General features: G+C 64.1%; 16 protein-coding genes. 12 read left to right on the forward strand and 4 right to left on the reverse strand.

What is annotated here, in order from left to right; all coding sequences use genetic code 11:
• Positions 1–288 precede the first annotated feature (288 nt).
• Both EA795_RS14160 and EA795_RS14165 read left to right on the forward strand, forming a co-directional pair.
• Positions 289–1,389 carry an efflux RND transporter periplasmic adaptor subunit gene (locus tag EA795_RS14160; RefSeq protein WP_122077998.1) on the forward strand — a complete coding sequence of 367 codons (1,101 nt, stop codon included), beginning with the start codon at positions 289–291 and terminating at the stop codon, positions 1,387–1,389.
• 4 nt (positions 1,390–1,393) lie between these two features.
• Positions 1,394–4,474, forward strand: a complete 3,081-nt coding sequence (locus tag EA795_RS14165; RefSeq protein ID WP_058075362.1) for an efflux RND transporter permease subunit — start codon at positions 1,394–1,396, stop codon at positions 4,472–4,474.
• A gap of 23 nt (positions 4,475–4,497) precedes the next feature.
• Here the strand turns inward: EA795_RS14165 and EA795_RS14170 are convergent, their stop codons facing one another.
• Positions 4,498–5,058, reverse strand: a complete 561-nt coding sequence (locus EA795_RS14170) for a TetR/AcrR family transcriptional regulator (protein ID WP_058075361.1) — start codon at positions 5,056–5,058, stop codon at positions 4,498–4,500.
• Between the two features lie 146 nt (positions 5,059–5,204).
• Between EA795_RS14170 and EA795_RS14175 the strand changes: the two genes are divergently transcribed.
• Together EA795_RS14175 and EA795_RS14180 are read left to right on the forward strand one after the other, a co-directional pair.
• Entirely contained in the window at positions 5,205–6,047 is an 843-nt protein-coding gene (locus EA795_RS14175) for an MBL fold metallo-hydrolase (protein WP_082641841.1), read from the forward strand.
• Between the two features lie 57 nt (positions 6,048–6,104).
• Positions 6,105–6,884, forward strand: a complete 780-nt coding sequence (locus EA795_RS14180; RefSeq protein ID WP_204934989.1) for a PhzF family phenazine biosynthesis protein — start codon at positions 6,105–6,107, stop codon at positions 6,882–6,884.
• Between the two features lie 21 nt (positions 6,885–6,905).
• On the opposite strand, the gene EA795_RS14185 is transcribed toward EA795_RS14180, so the two are convergent.
• From EA795_RS14185 to ccoG, 3 genes are all read right to left on the reverse strand, one after another.
• A complete protein-coding gene (locus EA795_RS14185; RefSeq protein WP_122078000.1) occupies positions 6,906–7,247 on the reverse strand; it encodes an FKBP-type peptidyl-prolyl cis-trans isomerase in 342 nt (113 codons plus the stop codon).
• A gap of 74 nt (positions 7,248–7,321) precedes the next feature.
• The gene (gene mapR, locus EA795_RS14190) at positions 7,322–8,731 is read right to left on the reverse strand and encodes a GntR family transcriptional regulator MpaR (protein ID WP_122078001.1); all 1,410 of its coding nucleotides are present in this window, start codon (positions 8,729–8,731) and stop codon (positions 7,322–7,324) included.
• A gap of 88 nt (positions 8,732–8,819) precedes the next feature.
• On the reverse strand, positions 8,820–10,232 hold the full coding sequence (gene ccoG, locus EA795_RS14195; RefSeq protein ID WP_058077371.1) for a cytochrome c oxidase accessory protein CcoG: 1,413 nt from the start codon (positions 10,230–10,232) through the stop codon (positions 8,820–8,822).
• Positions 10,233–10,636: 404 nt separating this feature from the next.
• On the opposite strand from ccoG, the gene EA795_RS14200 reads away from it, so the two are divergent.
• From EA795_RS14200 to mdoH, 8 genes are all read left to right on the forward strand, one after another.
• Positions 10,637–11,002 (forward strand): CidA/LrgA family protein, encoded by a 366-nt coding sequence (locus EA795_RS14200; RefSeq protein ID WP_122078003.1) that lies wholly within the window; start codon positions 10,637–10,639, stop codon positions 11,000–11,002.
• On the forward strand, positions 10,999–11,709 hold the full coding sequence (locus EA795_RS14205; protein WP_122078004.1) for an LrgB family protein: 711 nt from the start codon (positions 10,999–11,001) through the stop codon (positions 11,707–11,709). Before EA795_RS14200 ends, EA795_RS14205 begins: the two co-directional genes overlap by 4 nt.
• 141 nt (positions 11,710–11,850) lie before the next feature.
• Positions 11,851–12,549, forward strand: a complete 699-nt coding sequence (locus EA795_RS14210) for a pirin family protein (RefSeq protein ID WP_014853508.1) — start codon at positions 11,851–11,853, stop codon at positions 12,547–12,549.
• Positions 12,550–12,858: 309 nt separating this feature from the next.
• Positions 12,859–13,458, forward strand: coding sequence for an NAD(P)H:quinone oxidoreductase (gene wrbA / locus EA795_RS14215; RefSeq protein ID WP_014853509.1), 600 nt, complete (start codon positions 12,859–12,861; stop codon positions 13,456–13,458).
• 199 nt (positions 13,459–13,657) lie between these two features.
• Positions 13,658–14,197, forward strand: coding sequence for a DUF3087 domain-containing protein (locus EA795_RS14220; RefSeq protein WP_122078006.1), 540 nt, complete (start codon positions 13,658–13,660; stop codon positions 14,195–14,197).
• A 191-nt stretch (positions 14,198–14,388) separates the two neighbouring features.
• Positions 14,389–16,671 (forward strand): beta-glucosidase BglX, encoded by a 2,283-nt coding sequence (gene bglX, locus EA795_RS14225; RefSeq protein ID WP_122078007.1) that lies wholly within the window; start codon positions 14,389–14,391, stop codon positions 16,669–16,671.
• Positions 16,672–17,015: 344 nt separating this feature from the next.
• Positions 17,016–18,560: a glucan biosynthesis protein G gene (locus EA795_RS14230; RefSeq protein ID WP_349771815.1), complete on the forward strand. Its 1,545-nt coding sequence runs from the start codon at positions 17,016–17,018 to the stop codon at positions 18,558–18,560.
• A complete protein-coding gene (gene mdoH, locus EA795_RS14235) occupies positions 18,553–21,084 on the forward strand; it encodes a glucans biosynthesis glucosyltransferase MdoH (protein ID WP_122078009.1) in 2,532 nt (843 codons plus the stop codon). Before EA795_RS14230 ends, mdoH begins: the two co-directional genes overlap by 8 nt.
• Positions 21,085–21,192: the final 108 nt, after the last annotated feature.

Genomic DNA, 21,192 nt, shown 5'->3' on the forward strand with positions numbered 1-21,192 from the left:
TGTGTGATTCGTCCGCACATGGTCTCGCCTCGCTTCTCAATGAGCAGTTGACCATGATGGGGTGTGTCTTGTTGCTTCGGTGATTGGGGGCGCCCGGACAGGCTGAGATAGAACAGGGAATCCTGTACCAATTTTTGTACCAATCAAGGGTGCGGAAGGGTGTTTAAGGTGTGAATTGGAGGGATCGAAAACCAGCGCAATGCCTCCTTCACACCCCATGGCACCCTGACTTACTATACCCGGCAGTATAAGTATTCCAACCCGCTCAGCGACAGAGAGAGTTTCGCCGTGCCCCGCCCAGTTCTTCCCTTCGTTTGTGTGCTCGCGAGTGCGTTGTTGCTGACGGCCTGTGGCGACGATGTCGCCGTGGAGGTGCCTGCTCGCCCGGTGATGGTGATGCAGCCGCAGCCGGCCGGCGAAACCCTGGAGAGCTACCCCGGCGCCGTGCACGCGCGCTACGAGCCGGAACTGGCGTTCCGCATCGGTGGCAAGGTGGTCGAGCGGCTGGTCGAGGCCGGCGACCGGGTGAGCAAGGATCAACCCCTGGCCCGGCTCGATCCGCAGGACGTGCGCCTGCAGCTCGACGGCATGCGCGCCCAAGTGGCGGCCGCCGAAGCCAACCTGCGGGTGGCCAAGGCCGAACATGACCGCTACAGGACGCTGCTTGGCCGGCAACTGGTCAGCCAGTCGCAGTTCGACAGCGCCGACAATGCCTATCGCTCGGCGGCCGCCCGCCTGCAACAAGCGCGGGCCGAGTTCGAAGTCGCCAGCAACCAGGTCGACTACGCGGTGCTGCGCGCCACGCGCGATGGTGTGGTGGTGCAGCGTCTGATCGAGGTCGGGCAGGTGGTGGCGGCGGGGCAGGTGGCCTTCGTCCTTGCCGCCGATGGCGAGCGGGAAGTGGCGATCGACCTGCCGGAGCAGTCGCTGGAGCGCTACAAGGTCGGTCAGAGCGCTTCGGTCGAGCTCTGGTCGCAACCGGGGCGCCAGTATTCGGGCCATATCCGCGAGCTTTCGCCGGCGGCCGATGCGCATTCGCGTACCTTCGCCGCACGTGTCGCCTTCAGCGACGAGGATGTAACGGCGGAACTCGGCCAGAGTGCTCGGGTGACGCTGCAAAGCGCCGGCGCGGCGGCGCTGGCCGTGCCGCTGTCGGCGCTCAGTGCCGAGCGGGGCGTGGCCTATGTCTGGCGGCTCAGGCCCGACTCCACCGTGGAGCGCGTCGAGGTGCGTACCGGCCCCTATGGCGAGCGGCTGGTGCCGGTGCTGGAAGGTCTGCGCGCCGATGACTGGGTGGTGATGGCAGGCGTACAGATGCTTCAGCCGGATCAGCCGGTGCGTCCGGTCGATCGCGACAATCGCCCTGTCGTGCTGGCCGCCGAGGAGTAGCCCGATGCGCTTCAATCTTTCCGCATGGGCGCTGGGCAACCGCCAGATCGTCGTGTTCCTCATGCTGCTGGTGGCGGTGCTCGGGGTGCTGTCCTACGGCAAGCTGGGGCAGAGCGAGGACCCGCCGTTCACCTTCAAGGCCATGGTTATCCAGACCAACTGGCCGGGCGCCAGCGCCGAGGAAGTATCCCGGCAGGTCACCGAGCGCATCGAGAAGAAGCTGATGGAGACCGGTGAATACGATCGCATCGTGTCCTTCTCCCGCCCCGGCGAATCCAACGTGACCTTCATGGCGCGCGATTCGATGCACTCCGAGGAGATTCCCGAGCTCTGGTACCAGATCCGCAAGAAGATCGGCGACATCCGGCACACCCTGCCGCCGACCGTGCAAGGCCCGTTCTTCAACGATGAGTTCGGCACCACCTTCGGCAATATCTATGCATTGACCGGCCAGGGGTTCGACTACGCGGTGCTCAAGGACTACGCCGACCGCATCCAGCTGCAACTGCAGCGGATCGGCAACGTCGGCAAGGTCGAGCTGCTCGGCTTGCAGGACGAGAAGATCTGGATCGAACTGTCCAACCTCAAGGCGGCCACGCTCGGCGTACCCCTGCAGGCCGTGCAGCAGGCGCTCGAGGCGCAGAATGCGGTGAGCGCATCGGGCTTCGTCGAGACCCCCAGCGACAGGGTGCAACTGCGCGTGACGGGTAACTTCGAGACGGTCGAGCAGATCCGCGATTTTCCCATCCGGGTTGCGGGCCGTACCTTCCGCATCGGCGACGTTGCCGAGGTCTATCGTGGCTTCAACGATCCGCCGGCGCCGCGCATGCGCTTCATGGGCGAGCCGGCCATCGGCCTGGCGGTGGCGATGAAGGATGGCGGCGACATCCTGATGCTCGGCGAATCGCTGGAAGGCGAGTTTGCCCGCCTGCAGGCCGAGCTGCCCGCCGGCATGCAGCTGCGCAAGGTGTCCGATCAACCGGCGGCGGTGAAGACCAGCGTCGGCGAATTCGTCCAGGTGCTGATCGAGGCCCTGGTGATCGTGCTGCTGGTGAGCTTCTTCTCGCTGGGCGTGCGCACCGGCCTGGTGGTGGCGTTCTCGATTCCGCTGGTGCTGGCGATGACCTTCGCCACGATGCACTACCTGAACATCGGCCTGCACAAGATTTCCCTCGGCGCCCTGGTGCTGGCGCTGGGATTGATGGTGGACGACGCGATCATCGCGGTGGAGATGATGGCGATCAAGATGGAACAGGGCTACGACCGGCTCAAGGCCGCCAGCTTCGCCTGGACCAGCACGGCGTTCCCGATGCTCACCGGCACACTGATCACCGCCGCCGGCTTCCTGCCCATCGCCACCGCTGCATCCAGTACCGGCGAGTACACCCGCTCGATCTTCCAGGTGGTGACCATTTCGCTGATCGCCTCCTGGATCGCGGCGGTGATGTTCGTGCCGCTGCTGGGTGAGCGCCTGCTGCCGGATCTGGCCAAGCGCGCGGCGGCCAAGCACGGCGGCAGTGCCGATGGCCATGATCCCTACTCGACGCCGTTCTACCAGCGCGTGCGCCGCCTGGTGCAATGGTGCGTGCGGCATCGCAAGACGGTGATCGTGCTGACGCTGCTGGCCTTCGTCGCCTCGCTGGGCCTGTTCCGCCTGGTGCAGCAGCAATTCTTCCCGGTGTCCGGGCGCCTGGAACTGATGGTGGACCTGAAGCTGGCCGAGGGCGCCTCGCTCAAGGCCACCGAAGCCGAAGTGCTGCGCCTGGAAAAAATGCTCGCCGGGCGCGCCGGCGTCGACAACTACGTAGCCTACGTGGGGACAGGCTCGCCGCGCTTCTACCTGCCGCTGGACCAGCAGCTGCCGGCCACCAGCTTCGCCCAGTTCGTGGTGCTGGCCGACAGCCTGGAGCAGCGCGAGGTGCTGCGCGGCTGGCTGGTCGAGGTACTGCGCGACGAGTTTCCCAACCTGCGCGGGCGTGTCAGCCGATTGGAGAATGGTCCGCCGGTGGGCTATCCGATCCAGTTCCGGGTCACCGGCGAGCACATCGACGTGGTTCGCGGGCTGGCGCGCCAGGTCGCCGCCAAGGTGCGCGAGAACCCGCACGTGGATAACGTGCATCTGGATTGGCAGGAGCCGAGCAAGGTGGTCTGGCTGAATGTCGACCAGAACCGCGCGCGGGTCCTGGGGGTGAGTACCGCCGAGCTGTCGGCGTTCCTGCGGCGCACCTTCACTGGCGCCAGCGTCAGCCAGTTCCGCGAAGACAACGAGCTGATCGAGATCCTGCTGCGCGGCACCGAGCGTGAACGCCTCGAACTGTCAATGCTGCCGAGTCTGGCGATCCCCACCGAAGGCGGGCGCAGCGTGCCGCTGTCGCAAGTGGCGACGCTGGAATATGGCTTCGAAGAGGGTGTGATCTGGCACCGCAACCGTTTGCCGACCGTGACGGTGCGCGCCGATGTCAACGGCGAGCTGCAGCCGGCCACGCTGGTGACGCAGATCCAACCGACACTGGACGAGATACGTGACGCGCTGCCTGGCGGCTATCTGCTGGAAGTGGGCGGAACGGTAGAGGATTCCAGCCGCGGTCAGCGCTCGGTGATGGCCGGCATTCCGTTGTTCATCATCGTCGTGGTCGGTCTGCTGATGATCCAGCTCAAGAGCTTCTCGCGCTCGGCCATGGTGTTCCTCACCGCGCCGCTGGGGCTGATCGGCGTGACGCTGTTCCTGCTGGCGTTCAATCAGCCGTTCGGGTTCGTCGCCATGCTCGGCACCATCGCGCTGTCGGGCATGATCATGCGCAACTCGGTGATTCTGGTGGACCAGATCGAGCAGGACATCGGCGCCGGCCATGACCGCTTCACCTCGATCATCGACGCGACCGTGCGGCGCTTCCGGCCCATCGTGCTCACCGCGTTGGCCGCGGTGCTGGCGATGATCCCGCTGTCGCGCAGCGTGTTCTTCGGACCGATGGCAGTGGCCATCATGGGCGGGTTGATCGTTGCCACGGCGCTGACGCTGCTGTTCCTGCCAGCGCTGTACGCGGCCTGGTTCCGCGTCGATGAGGACGAGGCGGCCAGCCGTTGACTGGCTGTCGGTGCGCCGTCGGCTCAGAGGCCTGCGGCGCTGAGCAGCACTTGCGCCGCTTCCTTGGCGTCTCGCGCCTGTTCACCGGGGCCTTCGATGTGAGCCATGCTGAGCGCGCCTTCGAGCAGGTATTGCAGCTGGCGTGCGAGTTGCTGCGGGTGGGGCGCAGCCAGCTGTTCCAGTAGGTCGCGCAGGTAGGTTTGCAGCTCCGCCTTGTAGGCGCACGAGCGGCGATGGATGGGGTGTTCCCGGTCCTGATACTCCGCCGCGGCGTTGACGAACAGGCAGCCACAGAACTGATCAGTGCTGTGGATCATGTTATGCAGGCCGTCGAACACGGCCAGCAGCGCCTCGCGCGGTGGGAGCCTGCTGGCGCGCTCCCGTAGCCGCTCGATCATGGTCCGATGGCGTGTTTCCAGCACCGCAAGAATCAGGTCTTCCTTGGATTTGAAGTGCTTGTACAACGTCATCTTGGCCACGCCGGACTCCGCCAGGATGCGGTCGATCCCCGTGGCGTGGTAACCCTCGCGATAGAAAAGCTCTTGCGCCTTTTCGATTAGCTGGTCGCGCTTGTTCAATGCCATGAATGCCTCCTCTGGCTGGTCATTATGCGCAGCTGCCGAGCGTCCTCCAACCGATCATCTGCGTCGTCAGATCGTGCTTGAAGTGTACAGACAGGTCTGTCTATTATCTAGTCATCCAAGAACGAATCTCTAAGGAGTGGGAAACCATGAACGTGGCGAAGCTCGTTACGCTGCTACTGCTCAGCCTGGCCACAAGCGCGATGGCAGATGACGAACTGCGCTTCAGCTTGGTCAAGACGGCACAATCTGACGGGCCCGGCGACTATTCCTGGCGTAACGGTAGCTGGGAGCAGCCTGAACCGGTGCACCACCTGGCACTACTGATCGAGTATCAGGGCTCTCGATTGCTTTTCGGCACCGGGCTGGGACGGCAGATAAACGCGCAGCTCGACGCCGAACTGCCGTGGCGGGCAAAGCGTTACAGCCTGGTGGTGCCGGTGCGCGATCAACTGGAGCGCGATGGATTGAAAATAGACCGCATCCTGCTTGCCAATGCCCGGTGGGATCATGCCTCCGGCTTGGCGGACTTTCCCGATGTGCCGGTACTGGCCAGCGCCAAGGCGATCGACTACAGCCAAGCCGCAACGCCGCCGGCTGTCCTGCCCAGTCAGTTTGCTCATTCCGTACGCTGGCAGCCGCTGCAATTCGACGCCAGGCCAGTCGGTGAATTCAGCCAGAGCCTTGACCTCTTCGGGGATGGCCGCGTGGTTCTGGTGCCTCTGCCCAGGGCAGGTGCGCTCGGTCTATTCCTGACGCTGTCCGACGGTGTCCGCTTCTTTTTCAGGGGTGACACACTTGGCGAGCCCGAGAAACTGAAGATACAACCTGGCGGCCTCCAGAGTTGGCGAGAGGTGGCGGGCTCGGGATTCTATCCCGGCTGGGTGCAAGCCTATGCGAGCCACTCCGAGTCGAAGTCCAACCCGCAGCCAGACCTTGCGCAGGGAAATGACAGGTGTTTTCCGGTTTCGGCAATGACCGGGGCGCCTTAGACTGTCTGCCTTGGCTATGGCGAACCGGTTTAAGGATGAAATGACATGCTGCTGCCAATTTTCCAGATCGATGCCTTCACGACTGAACGTTTCAAGGGCAACCCGGCCGCCGTGGTGCCGCTGGAGCGGTGGCTGGACGATGCGCGGATGCAGGCCATCGCCGCGGAGAACAATCTTTCGGAAACCGCCTTCTTCGTCCGTGAGCCCGATGGCGCCTTCCATATCCGCTGGTTTTCGCCGCTGACCGAGATCGACTTCTGTGGTCACGCGACGCTGGCCAGCGCGTTCGTCATTCTTGAACAGCGAATTGCCGCGGCTCCGCTGACCTTCCGTGCCGCAGCGGTAGGGGATATCGAGGTCACCCTGCGCGACGACGGGTTGCTGGAAATGAGCTTTCCCAACCGCGCGCCGGAAACGATCGCCGAGCCGCCGCAGGCGCTGCTGGAAGCACTCGATATCGTGCCCGAGGCGGTGCTGAGGAATCCGCAGGCCTGGTTCGTCGTCTACGCCAGCGAACAACAGGTACGCGCCGCAGCGCCCGATCTCGAGGCGCTGAAAGCGCTGGCGCCGCTGGATGTGGTGGTGACCGCGCCTGGCGATCGCCAGGATTTCGCCTCGCGCTACTTCTGGCCCGCCAATGGTGGCGACGAGGATCCGGTCACCGGCTCCATCCATGCCGGTCTCGCACCCTATTGGGCCGCGCGCCTGGGCAAGTCTTCGCTCGTGGCGTTGCAGGCTTCGAAGCGCACTGGCCTGCTGTACTGCCGCGTCGAGGGTGAGCGTGTATTCGTCGCCGGCGCGGCGGTGAAGTACCTGCAGGGGCAGATCGAACTCTGAAGAGCTCGCCGGCGCGGGAGATCAATCGTCGCGGGTCAGGACTTCCAGCAGCTCGATCTCGAAGTGCAGATTCGAGTTCGGCTTGATGTGAGCCCCGACCTGCCGCTCGCCATAAGCCAGGTGTGCCGGCACGAACAGCCTGCGCTTGCCGCCGACCTTCATGCCCATCAGGCCCAGGTCCCAGCCCTTGATCACCCGGCCGGTGCCGATCACGCATTGGAACGGCTTGCCGCGCTCGTAGGAGGAGTCGAAGACGGTGCCGTCTTCCAGGGTGCCACGGTACTGGGTGGTGATCAGCGCGCCCTTGACCACTTCCTTGCCCGCGCCGGGCTGGATGTCCTTGATCAGCAGTTCGTTACTCATTCGTCGCCTCGAATCAGGGGGAAAGGAGGCGCTTTCTGGCAGGAAAGCGGTCGGTTGGCAAGGCCTGTGGCGCATCAGAACGACTTCACCATCCTTCCCAGCAGCTCCATCGCTTTCTCGCTGCGCGCATCCCACGGATGGCCGTGATTCAGGCGTGCGCAGTTCCGGAAGCGTTGCGTGGCGGAGAAGATCGGACCCGGCGCCAGGCTGATGCCCTGGGCAAGGGCGAGTTGCAGCAGTTGCAGCGAATCCACCTGCTCGGGGAATTCGAACCAGAGAAAGTAGCCTCCGCTGGGACGCGTCACCCGTGTGCTGGCCGGGAAGTGACGTGCGGCCGAAGCGAGCATGGCGCCCTGCTGCATTTCCAGCGCGTGGCGCAGCTTGCGCAGATGGCGGTCGTAACCGCCGTGCTGCAGGTAATCGGCGATGGCCGCCTGCGCGGGCACGGACGGGGATATGGTGGTCATCAGCTTGAGCCGGCTGATCTGCTCGGCGTAACGCCCGCCGGCCACCCAACCGATCCGGTAACCCGGCGCCAGGCTCTTGGAGAAGGAGCCGCAGTGCATCACCAGGCCGTCGCGGTCATGGCTCTTGATCGGTTTCGGCGGCTCGCGGGTGAAGTACAGCTCGGCATAGACATCATCCTCGATCAGCGGCACCTGGTGGCGCTGCAGCAGATCGTAGAGTTGCCGTTTCCTGGCTTCGCCCATGCTGGCGCCCAAAGGATTCTGCAGACTGCTCATGAACCAGCAGGCTTTGATCGGCAGGTTCGCGAGACTGTCGGCGAGCACGTCCAGGTCGATGCCGTGACGAGGATGCACCGGGATTTCCACCGCCTTGAGCTTGAGCCGTTCCAGTACCTGCAACGTCGCATAGAAGGCCGGTGCTTCGATGGCCACCAGATCGCCCGGCTCGGTCACTACCTGCAGGCAGAGGTTCAACGCCTCCATCGCACCGCTGGTGATCACCAGTTCCTCCATGGGCGACATCACGCCGCTGACCATGTAGCGCAGGGCGATCTGCCGTCGCAGGTCGGGATTGCCGGCGGTCATCTCGGCGATCACCCCGCTGGCCGGCATGGCCCGGACGCTTTGGGCCATGGAGCGGGCCAGCCGCTGCATCGGGAAGAGCTCCGCGCTGGGAAAGGCCGAACCGAAAGGCACGGTGTCCGGGTCGCGTAACGAGGCGAGCACGGAGAACACCAGCTCGCTGACGCCCACATCGGTGGTTGCCGCGAGACGGGCGCCGATGTCGGGTTCGTGCAACGGGCGCTGGGCATGCTCGCGGACGAAATAGCCCGAGCGCGCTCGCGCCTGGATCAGCCCGCGATCTTCCAGCAGGTAATAGGCCTGGAACACCGTGGACGGGCTGACGCCGTAGGTACGGCTGGCGTGGCGCACCGAAGGTATCCGCTCGCCGGGAGCCAGCACGCCGCTGCGGATCAGCTCGGCAATTTCGTCGGCGAGTTTCTCGTAACGCTTCATCTGCGCAATTCCCGTGAAAATGCCGGGTGATCTTACCTCTGGGGTGTGTTGCTGTTCATCGCGAGCCCCGAATGAAACGGCAACAGTCCTAACGAGCCGGTGCGACGAAGGTACTGCGGGTGTCGACGACACTGGCGGGGTCGTCCAGGTCCCGTACTTCGAAGCGCAGCTCGCGGGTCAGGCCCTGCGTCTGTTTCGCGTCGACCAGCGTCACGCTCACCGGCAGGTCAAGGATCTCGCCCGGTGCCAGGCTGACCTGACGCCGACCGTGCAGCTCGAAGGGACCCTCGCCGAGGGAGACGCCGTATTCGCGCTGCTGTTGTGTCTTGTTGATGAGCTTCAGGCGGTACATGTTCTCGATCTGCCCGTGCGTGTTCTCGCGATACAGGGTGCGATCCCGGGTGACGTCGAGCGACAACAGCGGGCGCTCGTCGAGCGCCCAGACGAAGGCGCCGATCATTACCAGCAGCGCCGCCGCATAGCCCACCAGGCGCGGCCGGAACAGTCGGGTGCGGCCGCCTTGCAATGCCTGTTCGGAGGTATAGCGGACCAGCCCGCGCGCGTAGCCCATCCTGTCCATCACGCTGTCGCAGACGTCGGCGCAGGCGCCGCAACCGATGCAGTCCAGCTGCAGGCCGTCGCGGATGTCGATGCCGGTGGGGCAGACCTGCACGCACAAGGTGCAATCGATGCAGTCGCCCAGGCCCTGAGCACGCGAATCGCTGTCCTTGCGGCGGGCGCCGCGGCTTTCACCCCGTGCGGCATCGTAGGCCACCACCAGGGTGTCGGCGTCGAACATTACACTCTGGAAGCGCGAGTAAGGGCACATGTGCAGGCACACCTTCTCGCGCAGCCAGCCGGCGTTGATATAGGTGGCGGCGGTGAAGAAGAACAACCAGAAAGCTGCGGTCATGCCAATCTCGAAGGTGACCAGGTCAGCGGCGAGCTGGCGAACCGGCGTGAAGTAACCGACGAAGGACAGCGCGGTGGCCAGGCTTACCGCGAGCCAGAGCAGGTGTTTGGCGGTGCGACGCAGCAGTTTGCCGGCCGACCATGGGGCGGCGTCGAGCTTGATGCGCTGGTGGCGATCGCCTTCGGTGATTTTCTCGGCCCACATGAATATCCAGGTCCAGGTGCTCTGCGGGCAGGCGTAGCCGCACCAGACGCGACCGGCCAGGACAGTGATGAAGAACAGGCCGAAGGCGGCGATGATCAGCAGCGCCGACAGCAGGATGAAGTCCTGCGGCCAGAAGGTCGCGCCGAAGATGTGGAACTGCTGGGTGCCGAGGTCCCAGAGCACCGCCTGGCGACCATTCCAGTTCAACCACAGCGTGCCGAAATAGAGCAGGAACAGCACAGCGCCGCCAAGCAGGCGCAGATTGCGATACAGACCCGTGAAGCTGCGGGTGTGAATGGCTCCGCCAGCCTGCGCCGGCGTCAGGCGCACCGGTTTCTCGCGGTCCAGGGTTTCGATGATTCTGGCGGGTATTCGATCGGTCATGACAGGGCCTCGGAGGCTTTTTCAGGCGAGGCGGATCATCGGCTACCGAATGTATGCGTAACAGACTCAGGTATTGGTAAAAAATACGGATCAGAATGGCGCTGGTACCTTCGCCCCATACCCAGAATCGACTGTAGGGCCGAGATCATGCTGATGGCTATCTATCTTGCCGTTGCGTCTGCCGCCGCGATGAAAAAGCAGGTATGGTCGCCTGCCGTTATGTCTGGCTGGAACTGATCCGCTTTTTTCAGCGGCATCTGCACCTGTTCCCGCTCTTCGAGCCGGGCCATAGTCCGAGGCTTTTGCGGCGTTGCCGGCCCAGGCGAGGGCTGCTGGAGACGCTGCGTATCTCCTGGCCTGCGGGCTCGTTCGATCCGTCTGTTGAGTTAACCAAAGGAAGCCCCATGATTCTCAAAGGCCTGACCTGGCTGGTATTGCTGCAGCTGCTTGGCAGCGTCGTGAACCTTCTGCTGTTGCCTGCGCTGCCGGGGCCGATCATCGGCATGGTGCTGCTGTTCGGCCTGTTGCTGGTGCGCCGGGGCATTCCCGAATCGCTGGAGAAGACCGCCGCGCTGTTGCTGCAGTATCTGCCCTTGCTGCTGATCGTTCCGGCGGCGGGCATCATGACCAGCAGTGATGCGCTGCTGGGCGACCTGCCGGCCATCGCCGCCGGCCTGGTGCTGTCGCTGGTGATCACGGTGCCGTTCTGCGGTTGGCTGATGCAGGTGCTGATCCGTCGCATGGACCGTCGGCAGGAGGACAAGGCATGACCAATCTCGATATCGCCACCGTCTGGGCGATGACCCTGGAGCACCCGCTGTTCTCCGTGGCACTGACCCTGATCGCCTTCCAGCTGGCGCTGGCCCTCTATCGCCGCAGCGGCTGGCTGGTGCTGCAGCCGGTGATGGTGGGGATGCTGCTGGTGGTGGGCACGCTCTACCTGTGCGGGCTGGACTACGCGAGCTACCGCGACAGCGCATCGATGATCGCCATTCTGGTCGGCCCGGCGACCGTGGCGCTGGCGGTACCGCTGTATCGCCACCTCAAGCGCATCCAGCAACTTTTCTGGCCGATTCTCATCACCCTGGTGGTCGGCGGCGTACTCAGCGTGGTCCTGACGCTGGTGATTTCCGGAGCCATGGGTGCCGATCTGTCGGTGCTGATGAGCCTGTCGCCCAAGGCGGCGACCATGCCGATCGCGATGCTGGTGGCCGAGCAGCTCGGTGGCCTCGCTTCGCTGGCGGCGGTGTTCGTGATGCTCACCGGCGTGATCGGTACCGCGATGGGGCCGTTCCTGTTTCGCTGGGCTGGCATCGATCATCCGGCGGCGCGTGGCCTGAGCTACGGCATCAACGCCCACGCCATCGGCACGGCGCGAGCGCTGGAGGAGGGCGACGAATGCGGAGCCTTCGCGGCACTGGGGATGAGCCTGCTGGGTATTCTGATCGCGCTGTTCCTGCCACTGGCGCTTGGCTGAGCTGCGCGCAAACCAATCGATTTGTTCGATTGGTTTGCGCGGAAAAATCCAACCATATCTTTGTTGAATCGATGGATGATGGCCTCATCCGATGCAGGGCTCTAGTAACAACGAGTCGGCATTAACGAAGAGGCTGAATCCATGATCGAACTACGTCCTCGGGCCGAGCTGGGCCGTGCCAATCACGGCTGGCTCGATACCCATCACCATTTCTCCTTCGCCGACTACCACGACGCATCGCGCATGCACTGGGGCCGGTTGCGCGTCTGGAACGACGACAGCATCGCGGCGCATTCGGGTTTCCCGCCCCATCCCCATCGCGACATGGAAATCGTCACCTACGTGCGCAAGGGCGCCATCAGCCACGAGGACAGCCTGGGCAACATCGGTCGCACAGTGGCGGGTGACGTGCAGGTGATGAGCGCCGGCACCGGCATCGTCCATAGCGAATTCAACCGGGAAGACGAAACCTGCGAGCTTTTCCAGATATGGATCTACCCTGATCGAAGCGGCCTGCCGCCGAGCTGGGGCACCCGACCTTTTCCGCGCGGTGAGCGTGCCGGCGCCTTCGTGACCCTGGCCAGCGGCATCGAGGGGGATGCCGATGCATTACCGATCCGTGCCGATGCTCGGCTGGTCGCGGCGACACTTTCGGCTGGCCAGGTTGCCGAATACCCCATCGGCGCCGGCCGGAAGGTTTATCTGGTGCCGGCCAGCGGGCGGATCGAAGTCGGCGAGGTGATCGCCGCAGCCGGTGACGGCGTGGCCATTCGTGATGAAGCGCTGCTGCGGGTCAAGGTGGTTGAAGATAGCGAAGTGGTTCTGGTGGACGCCCGCTGAACTAGGGTCTGTTGACGTTTCGCTCGCGGCCGCGCCGTAGCCTGTTTTTACGCGAGGCAAGGCATGAGGAGAGAAGTTTGGCATTCCAAATGAACGACGAATAACGCCGCATCGCGTAAAAACAGGCCCGGCCCGAAGGGTTGCGCGGGAAATGGCGCCAGCTGTCGTTGTAGGACTTGGCAAGGGAATGACCATTACCTGCGTCCTACGCCTAACCTGGCGCCATTTCTCGCAGCAACGCGGCTCGCGACGAAACGTCAAGAGACCCTAGCGTCCGAGCAAACGAATATCCACAAGAGGAACGACAAGATGGCAAAGATTCTCGTGCTTTATCACTCCATGTACGGCCACATCGAAACCATGGCCAACGCCGTTGCCGAAGGCGCTCGCAGCGTCGAGGGCGCCGAGGTGACCATCAAGCGGGTGCCGGAAACCATGCCCGCAGAGGTATTCAAGAACGCCGGCGGCAAGACCGACCAGGCCGCCGAAGTGGCCAGCCCGGCCGAGCTGCCCGAGTACGATGCGATCATCTTCGGCACGCCGACCCGCTTCGGCAACATGTCCGGGCAGATGCGCAACTTCCTCGACCAGACCGGAGGCCTCTGGGCCAAGGGCTTGCTGCACGGCAAGGTCGCCAGCGTGTTCACCTCCACCGGCACTGGCGGCGGCCAGGAAATGACCATTACCTCCACCTGGACCACCTTGGCCCACCACGGAATGATCATCGTGCCCACCGGCTACGGTATCGGCGAATTCTTCGATATTTCCGAAACCAACGGCGGCACGCCCTACGGTGCCTCGACCATCGCCGGCGGCGACGGCTCGCGCCAGCCGTCCACCAAGGAACTGAATATCGCGCGTTACCAGGGTGAGCTGGTGGCCAAGACCACGGTCAAGCTCAAGGGCTGAGGTTCGCGGCGCCGGAAACGGCCTGCCTGCACAACAGCCTGCCAGCGAGTCGGATGGCACTGCCTGTCCGGCTCGTTTTCCGTTTCCATACGATAGCTGGGTGTCATCGTCGAATGCGGTGATAATGCGAGACCTGCCGCGGCGCCAGACACTCGCGGCGCACGCAACAGCCCGACAGAACCAGCAATCGAGGAAGCCGATGCCCGCCTTCGAAATCAAACCCCTGAATCCCGAAACCTACCGCAAGCAGACTCGACGCAGCACTCTGATCGTCGCAGTGACCTTCGTGGTGCTGGCGATGGGGCTGTCCACCGCGGCGGTGGCGATGTTCGGCGAACCGGGCGGCGACAACCTGCGCCTGAATATCGCCGGTGTGGCGATCGGGCTCGGGGTGACGGTGCTGCTGGTGCGCCTGGTCTACTGGCAGCAGCCGTGGATGGCGTCGGCGGCCTACGGCTGGCGGCTCAAGCGCGCCCTGATGAGCGTGACCAACGTCATGCATCACGTGAAAGCGGGCGTGGCGATCGAGGACCCCACCGCGATGAAGCTGCTGCGCTTCTACCACCAGGGGCTGGAGCAGATGCACCAGCTGGATGCCAACAGCGGCTCTCTTCTCGAAATGAGGGCGGAGATCGAACAGCATCGCAGCGCCATGGAAGCGGCGCGCCTGGATGTCGATCAGCCGCGCCTGGAACCAGGCTGGATCGAGACTGTAAAAAAGATCGACGCCGTGAAATGAAGGCGGTAATAATCGCCGTCTCGCTTGCGCTCACTTGAGCACGGGCGGAAACCTTTCTTCTCCAGAGGCGTCCTGCCTCTGGGTTCGCATTCTGGTGCGGTTCATTCTCGGTCATGCCACTACACAGTGATCCAGGGGTCCAAGTGAAGCGTAGCCCTGCGCCTCCAAGACACGTCTGCGGAAAACCCATCATGAAAAGGTTGTGTCTGCTCGGCTTGATCGCTCTTTCGGTAGCCTTTCCGGTTCTGGCCGAGAGCAGGCTGGACGACAAGCCGGCGTTCATCGAGCAACTGCTGCGGCAGATGACGCTGCAGGAAAAGATCGGCCAGCTGCGCCTGATCAGCATCGGCGCGGACATGCCCAGGGAGCGGCTTGCCGAGGAACTGGCCGCGGGGAATGTCGGCGGCACCTTCAATTCGGTCACCCGGCAGGACAATCGCCCCCTGCAGGATGCCGCGCTGCGCAGCCGGTTGAAGATACCGATCTTCTTCGCCTACGACGTGATACATGGGCATCGCACCATCTTCCCCATCGGCCTCGGCCTGGCGTCGAGCTGGGACATGCAGGCGGTCGCCACGGCGGGGCGTGTTGCGGCCATCGAGGCCAGTGCCGACGGGCTCGACATGACCTTCGCACCCATGGTCGATATCGCCCGCGACCCGCGCTGGGGACGGACTTCCGAAGGTTTCGGCGAGGACCCGTATCTGGTTTCCGAGATCGCCCGGACCATGGTCGGCGCCTATCAGGGCAAGTCGTTGCGCAATCCCGACAGCCTGATGGCCAGCGTCAAGCATTTCGCCCTCTACGGCGCGGTCGAAGGCGGGCGCGACTACAACGTGGTGGACATGAGTCCGCTGCGCATGCACCAGGATTACCTGCCGCCTTACCACGCCGCCATCGAGGCCGGGGCAGGCGGAGTGATGGTGGCGCTGAATACCATCAACGGCGTGCCGGCCAGCGCCAACCGCTGGTTGTTGCGCGACCTGCTGCGCAAGGACTGGGGCTTTTCCGGCGTGACCATCAGCGACCATGGCGCGATCACCGAGTTGCTCCGTCATGGCGTGGCCGCCGATGGGCGCGAGGCGGCGAAGCTGGCGATCGATGCCGGGCTCGACATGAGCATGGCGGACTCGCTCTACGGCCAGCATCTGGCCGAGCTGGTGCAGGCCGGCGACGTGCCGATGCAGGTCGTCGACCAGGCGGTGCGTGAAGTACTGGGCGCGAAATACGATCTGGGTCTGTTTCACGATCCTTATCGGCGCATCGGCCAGGTCAGCGAAGACCCGCCCGAGGTCAACGCCGAAAGCCGCCTGCATCGCCAGGCCGCGCGGGACGTGGCGCGCCAGTCGCTGGTACTGCTGGAAAACCGCAACAGCGTCCTTCCGCTCGACAAGGCCGACCGCATCGCGCTGGTCGGGCCCCTGGCCGATTCACATATCGACATGCTCGGCAGCTGGTCGGCTGCCGGTGTGGCGAAACAGACGGTCACGCTGCGCCAGGCCATGCAGGCCGCCCTCGGTGACCACGGACGGTTGGTTTACGCCCGCGGCGCCAACGTCACCGACGACGAGAAGCTGGTCGAGTACCTGAATTTCCTCAACTGGGACAATCCCGAAGTGGTGCAGGACCCGCGTCCCGCCGATCAGATGATTGCCGAAGCGGTGGCCGCGGCCCGGCAGGCCGATGTCGTCGTCGCCGCGGTAGGGGAGTCGCGCGGCATGTCCCATGAATCGTCCAGCCGCACCAGCCTGCAGCTTCCCGCCAGTCAGCAGGCGTTGCTGCGCGCCTTGAAGCAGACCGGCAAACCGCTGGTGCTGGTGCTGATGAACGGCCGTCCGCTGAATCTCGCCTGGGCGCAGGCCAATGCCGATGCGATGCTGGAAACCTGGTTCAGCGGCACCGAAGGCGGGCACGCCATCGCCGAGGTACTGTTCGGCGACTACAACCCTTCGGGCAAGCTGCCGATCTCGTTCCCGCGCTCGGTCGGGCAGATTCCCGTCTACTACAACCACCCGCGTCTGGGCCGACCCTTCGTCGAAGGCAAGCCGGGCAACTACACCTCGCAATATTTCGATGAGCCGAACGGTCCGCTGTACCCGTTCGGCTACGGCCTGAGTTACACGCAGTTCAGCCTGTCGCCCCCGCGCCTGTCGACCGATGTGCTTTCACATGGCCAGAGCCTGGAGGTCAGCGTGACGCTGAAGAACACCGGCAAGCGCGATGGCGCGACTGTCGTGCAGTTGTACATCCGTGACCTGGCCGCCTCGGTAGTGCGCCCGGTCAAGGAGCTGAAAGGGTTTCGCAAGGTCTGGCTCAAGGCCGGCGAAGAGCAGCAGGTGCGTTTCAGCGTTGGCGAAGACGAGCTGACGTTCGTCGATGCGCAACTGCGTCAGGTGGCTGAACCGGGGGTGTTCGAGGTGCAGGCAGGGCTCGATTCGCAGCACGTTCAGACGCAGCGGTTCGAGTTGCGCTGAGAGCGTCGTTTCGGTTGTCGGGGGAATCATTTGTGCGTGGCGTAGACCAACGAACGCGAGCTGGCGCAGTCCCCAGGTTGTAGGAAAACGTAGCGAGCGGCGGTCAGGCAAAGCGCAACGACCAACGGGAGTGACAGCCGAAGGCTGGTCCGAAGGGCGAGCGCAGCGAGTCAAAACAGGCGAAAAATGCAGTTTACGCGTTGTAAATGAACATTTTGATCGGGCGCGCCCGAGCCTGTTTTTAACGCAGCATGGCCGAGCGCAGCAGTTTCCACACAGCCTGGTCTCGCTTTATTCACCATTCAGGAGGCTTTGTGTTAACCACTCTGTTTAAAGGATCGGACATGCGTACCAGAGGCAAGGCGCTGGGCAATCTGCTGGGTCTATGCATGGCTTTCTGCGTTGGCAGCAGCTGGGCCTTCAGCCTGGGTGATGTGGCCAGCAAGGCCGAGAAACTGGCTGCGGCACCCTACGTGCCGGCCAAGAGCAATCTGCCGGCGGTGTTCCGTGAGATGGCCTTCGCCGATTACCAGCAGCTGCGCTTTCGCGAAGACAAGGGCTACTGGCGCGATGCCGAAACGCCTTTCGAGCTGCGTTTCTATCATCAGGGCATGCATTTCGACGTGCCGGTGAAGATCAACGAAGTCACCGCCACGCGTGTTCGCGAAATCCCCTATGACCCCGAATCGTTCGAGTTCGGCAACGTCGATATCGATCCCGCTGCGCTGCAGAATCTCGGTTTCGCCGGTTTCAAGGTGCTCTATCCGCTGAACAAGAAGGACAAGCAGGACGAGCTGATGACGCTGCTCGGCGCCAGCTATTTCCGCGTGGTCGGCAAAGGACAGGTCTATGGCCTGTCGGCACGCGGGCTGGCGATCGACACGGCGCTGCCGAGCGGCGAGGAGTTTCCCCGCTTCACCGAATTCTGGGTCGAGCGCCCGCAGGCCGACCGCGGCAGCCTGCTGATCTACGCCTTGCTGGATTCACCGCGTGCCACCGGCGCCTACCGCATGGAAGTCACGCCGGGCAAGGACAGCATCGTGGATGTACAGGCCAAGGTCTTCCTGCGTGCGCCGGTGGAAAAGCTCGGCATCGCGCCGCTCACCAGCATGTACCTGTTCGGTGCCAATCAGCCCAGCCAGCAGCTCAACTACCGGCCACAGCTGCATGATTCCGAAGGCCTGGCGATCCACGCCGGCAACGGCGAGTGGATCTGGCGTCCGCTGAACAACCCCAAGCGCCTGGCCATCAGCAGCTACAGCGTCGAGAACCCTCGGGGCTTCGGTCTGCTGCAGCGCACCCGCGATTTCGGCCGTTACGAGGACCTGGACGACCGCTACGAACTGCGGCCCAGCGGCTGGATCGAGCCGGTTGGCGACTGGGGCAAGGGGCATGTGGAACTGGTCGAGATTCCCACGCCGGACGAAACCAACGACAACATCGTCGCCTTCTGGGTGCCGGAGAAGAAGCCGGCGCCGGGCGAAGCGATCGATATCGCGTACCGGCTGCACTTCAGCATGGACGAACCCGAACTGCATGACCCCGAGCTCGCCTGGGTCAAGCAGACGCGCCTGTCGACCGGTGACGTGAAACAGTCCAACCTGATTCGCCAACCCGATGGCAGCACGGCGCTGATCGTCGACTTCGTCGGGCCGAACCTGGCTGAACTGCCGGCCGATGCGCCGGTCAGCACCCAGGTCAGCGTCGATGACAATGTCGAACTGGTGGAGAACAACCTGCGCCATAACCCGGTCACCGAGGGCTGGCGGCTGACCCTGCGACTACGGGTCAAGGACCCGGCGCGCCCGGTGGAATTGCGCGCTGCGCTGGTGGATGGCGAGACCACGCTGTCCGAAACCTGGAGCTATCAGATACCCGTCCATGACTGAACACGCGCAACGATCGCCCGCCCAGCATTATCTCGCCGAGCTTCCCCTCGATGCCGGCCGACGCCAGACGCTGGGTGAGCAGGTGGAGCAGCAGGGGGGCGAACTGGCCGATGTCCATCGGACACTGGCGCAGGGGGCAGCCAAAGGAACAGTATCGCCGAGCGATCCGCTCGGTTCGGTCGCGGCGCGGCTGAAGCTGGCCTGGGGTGAGCTTTTCGAGCGCGGTGGGGTGTTGACCGAGGATCATCAGGGCCGCACCTGCATCCAGTCGACGCCGCCGATCGTGCGTACGCGGATGGTGCCGGAACCCTGGCATACCAGCGTGCTGCGACTGAGCTGGTGGCGGCTGCTGTTCAAGAAGAACCGTACGGTGGAGCAACCCGACACGCCGCACCCGCTCGACAGGTCGGGCTGGCGCCGGGTCGCCGCGTACCGGCGCGCTGCGCTGCTGTGCCTGATGCTGGTGCAGACCGCTATCGCCACCTGGCACATGAAGGCCGTGCTGCCTTATCAGGGCTGGGCGCTGGTGGATCTGCAGGAGGTCTATCGCCAGCCGCTGCAGGAGTCGGCGCGGCAGATCCTGCCCTACCTGGTGCAGACCAGCATTCTGCTGCTGTTCGCGTTGCTGTTCTGCTGGGTCTCGGTGGGTTTCTGGACGGCGCTGATGGGCTTCTTCCAGCTGCTAAAGGGGCGTGATCGCTACAACATTTCCGCCACCAGCGCGGGCAACGAACCGATTCCGGCCGAGGCGCGTACGGCGTTGGTGATGCCCATCGCCAACGAGGACGTACCGCGGGTGTTCGCCGGGCTGCGGGCGACCTACGAGTCGCTGCTGGCCACGGGCGAGATCGAGCACTTCGATATCTTCGTGCTCAGCGACAGCAACGATCCCGACACCTGCGTGGCCGAGCAGAAGGCCTGGCTGGAGCTGTGCCGCGATGTGGATGGTTTCGGCCATATCTTCTATCGCCGCCGCCGGCGCCGGGTGAAGCGCAAGAGCGGCAACATCGACGACTTCTGCCGGCGCTGGGGCAGCAGCTATCGCTACATGGTGGTGCTGGATGCCGACAGCGTGATGAGCGGTGACTGCCTGACCAGCCTGGTGCGGCTGATGGAAGCCAATCCCGGCGCCGGCATCATCCAGACAGGGCCCAAGGCTTCCGGCATGGACACGCTCTACGCGCGCATGCAGCAGTTCGCCACGCGGGTCTATGGGCCGCTGTTCACCGCGGGGCTCAATTTCTGGCAGCTGGGCGAGTCGCATTACTGGGGGCATAACGCGATCATCCGGGTCAAACCCTTCATCGAGCACTGCGCGCTGGCACCGCTGCCGGGCAAGGGTTCCTTCGCCGGCGACATCCTCTCCCACGATTTCGTCGAGGCAGCGTTGATGCGCCGTGCCGGCTGGGGCGTGTGGATCGCCTACGACCTGCCCGGCAGCTACGAAGAGCTGCCGCCGAACCTGCTCGATGAGCTCAAGCGCGACCGCCGCTGGTGCCACGGCAACCTGATGAACTTCCGGCTGTTCCTGGTCAAGGGCATGCACACGGTGCACCGCTTCGTGTTCCTCACCGGAGTGATGTCCTACCTGTCGGCGCCGCTGTGGTTCACCTTCCTGGCGCTGTCCACAGGGCTGCTGGCGATCCATACGCTGATGGTTCCGGAGTATTTCCTGCAGCCCAACCAGCTGTATCCGCTGTGGCCGCAGTGGCATCCGCAGGAGGCGATTGCGCTGTTCTCTGCGACGCTGACGCTGCTGTTCCTGCCCAAGCTGCTCAGCGTGGTGCTGATCTGGATCCAGGGCTCACGCGAATATGGCGGCGGAATCCGCCTGTTGCTGTCGATGATTCTGGAAACCCTGTTCTCGATGCTGCTGGCGCCGGTGCGCATGCTGTTCCATACCGTCTTCGTCACCGCGGCGTTCCTTGGCTGGTCGGTGCAGTGGAAGTCGCCGCAACGCGCCGACAACGCCACGCCCTGGGGCGAAGCGCTACGCCGGCATGGTTCGCAGATGCTGCTGGGCGTGCTCTGGACGGCTCTGGTGGCCTGGCTCGATCCGGCGTTCCTTTGGTGGCTGGCGCCCATTGTGGTGTCGCTGATCCTCTCGGCGCCGGTCTCGGTGCTGACCAGTCGCACGGGCCCTGGGCTGGCGGCGTTCCGGCGCAAGCTGTTCCTGATTCCGGAGGAATTCGACCCGCCCACCGAACTGGCCGCCACGGACCGCTACAACCAGCAGAACCAGGCCAACGCGCTGCAGCAGGGGTTCATCGCCGCCACGGTGGATCCATCGTACAACGCGCTGGTCTGCGCCATGGCGCGCGCGCGACACGCGAAGGTGGTGCCGGCTGCGGAAACCTTGCGCGAGCAGCGCCTGGGTGAAATTCTCGCCGCCGGCCCCAAAGGGGCTGCCGAAGCGACGCGCTGGCGACTGCTCAACGACCCTGAAGGCATGGCGCGCCTGCATGAGCGAGTCTGGCAGGACGAGCAGCATCGGGACTGGCGTGAGGCGTATGAGCGGCGGTAGTCGGTCAAACAAGGAAGCTTCCGAAAAGCATCTTTGTCTGGTGACGAGGCTTAGTGGCTCTGGTCGCTTTGTCTTTTGTAGGAGCGAGCTTGCTCGCGAAGTTTTAGC

It is taken from the genome of Stutzerimonas nitrititolerans, assembly GCF_003696285.1.
GTDB classification, from domain to species: Bacteria; Pseudomonadota; Gammaproteobacteria; order Pseudomonadales; family Pseudomonadaceae; genus Stutzerimonas; species Stutzerimonas nitrititolerans.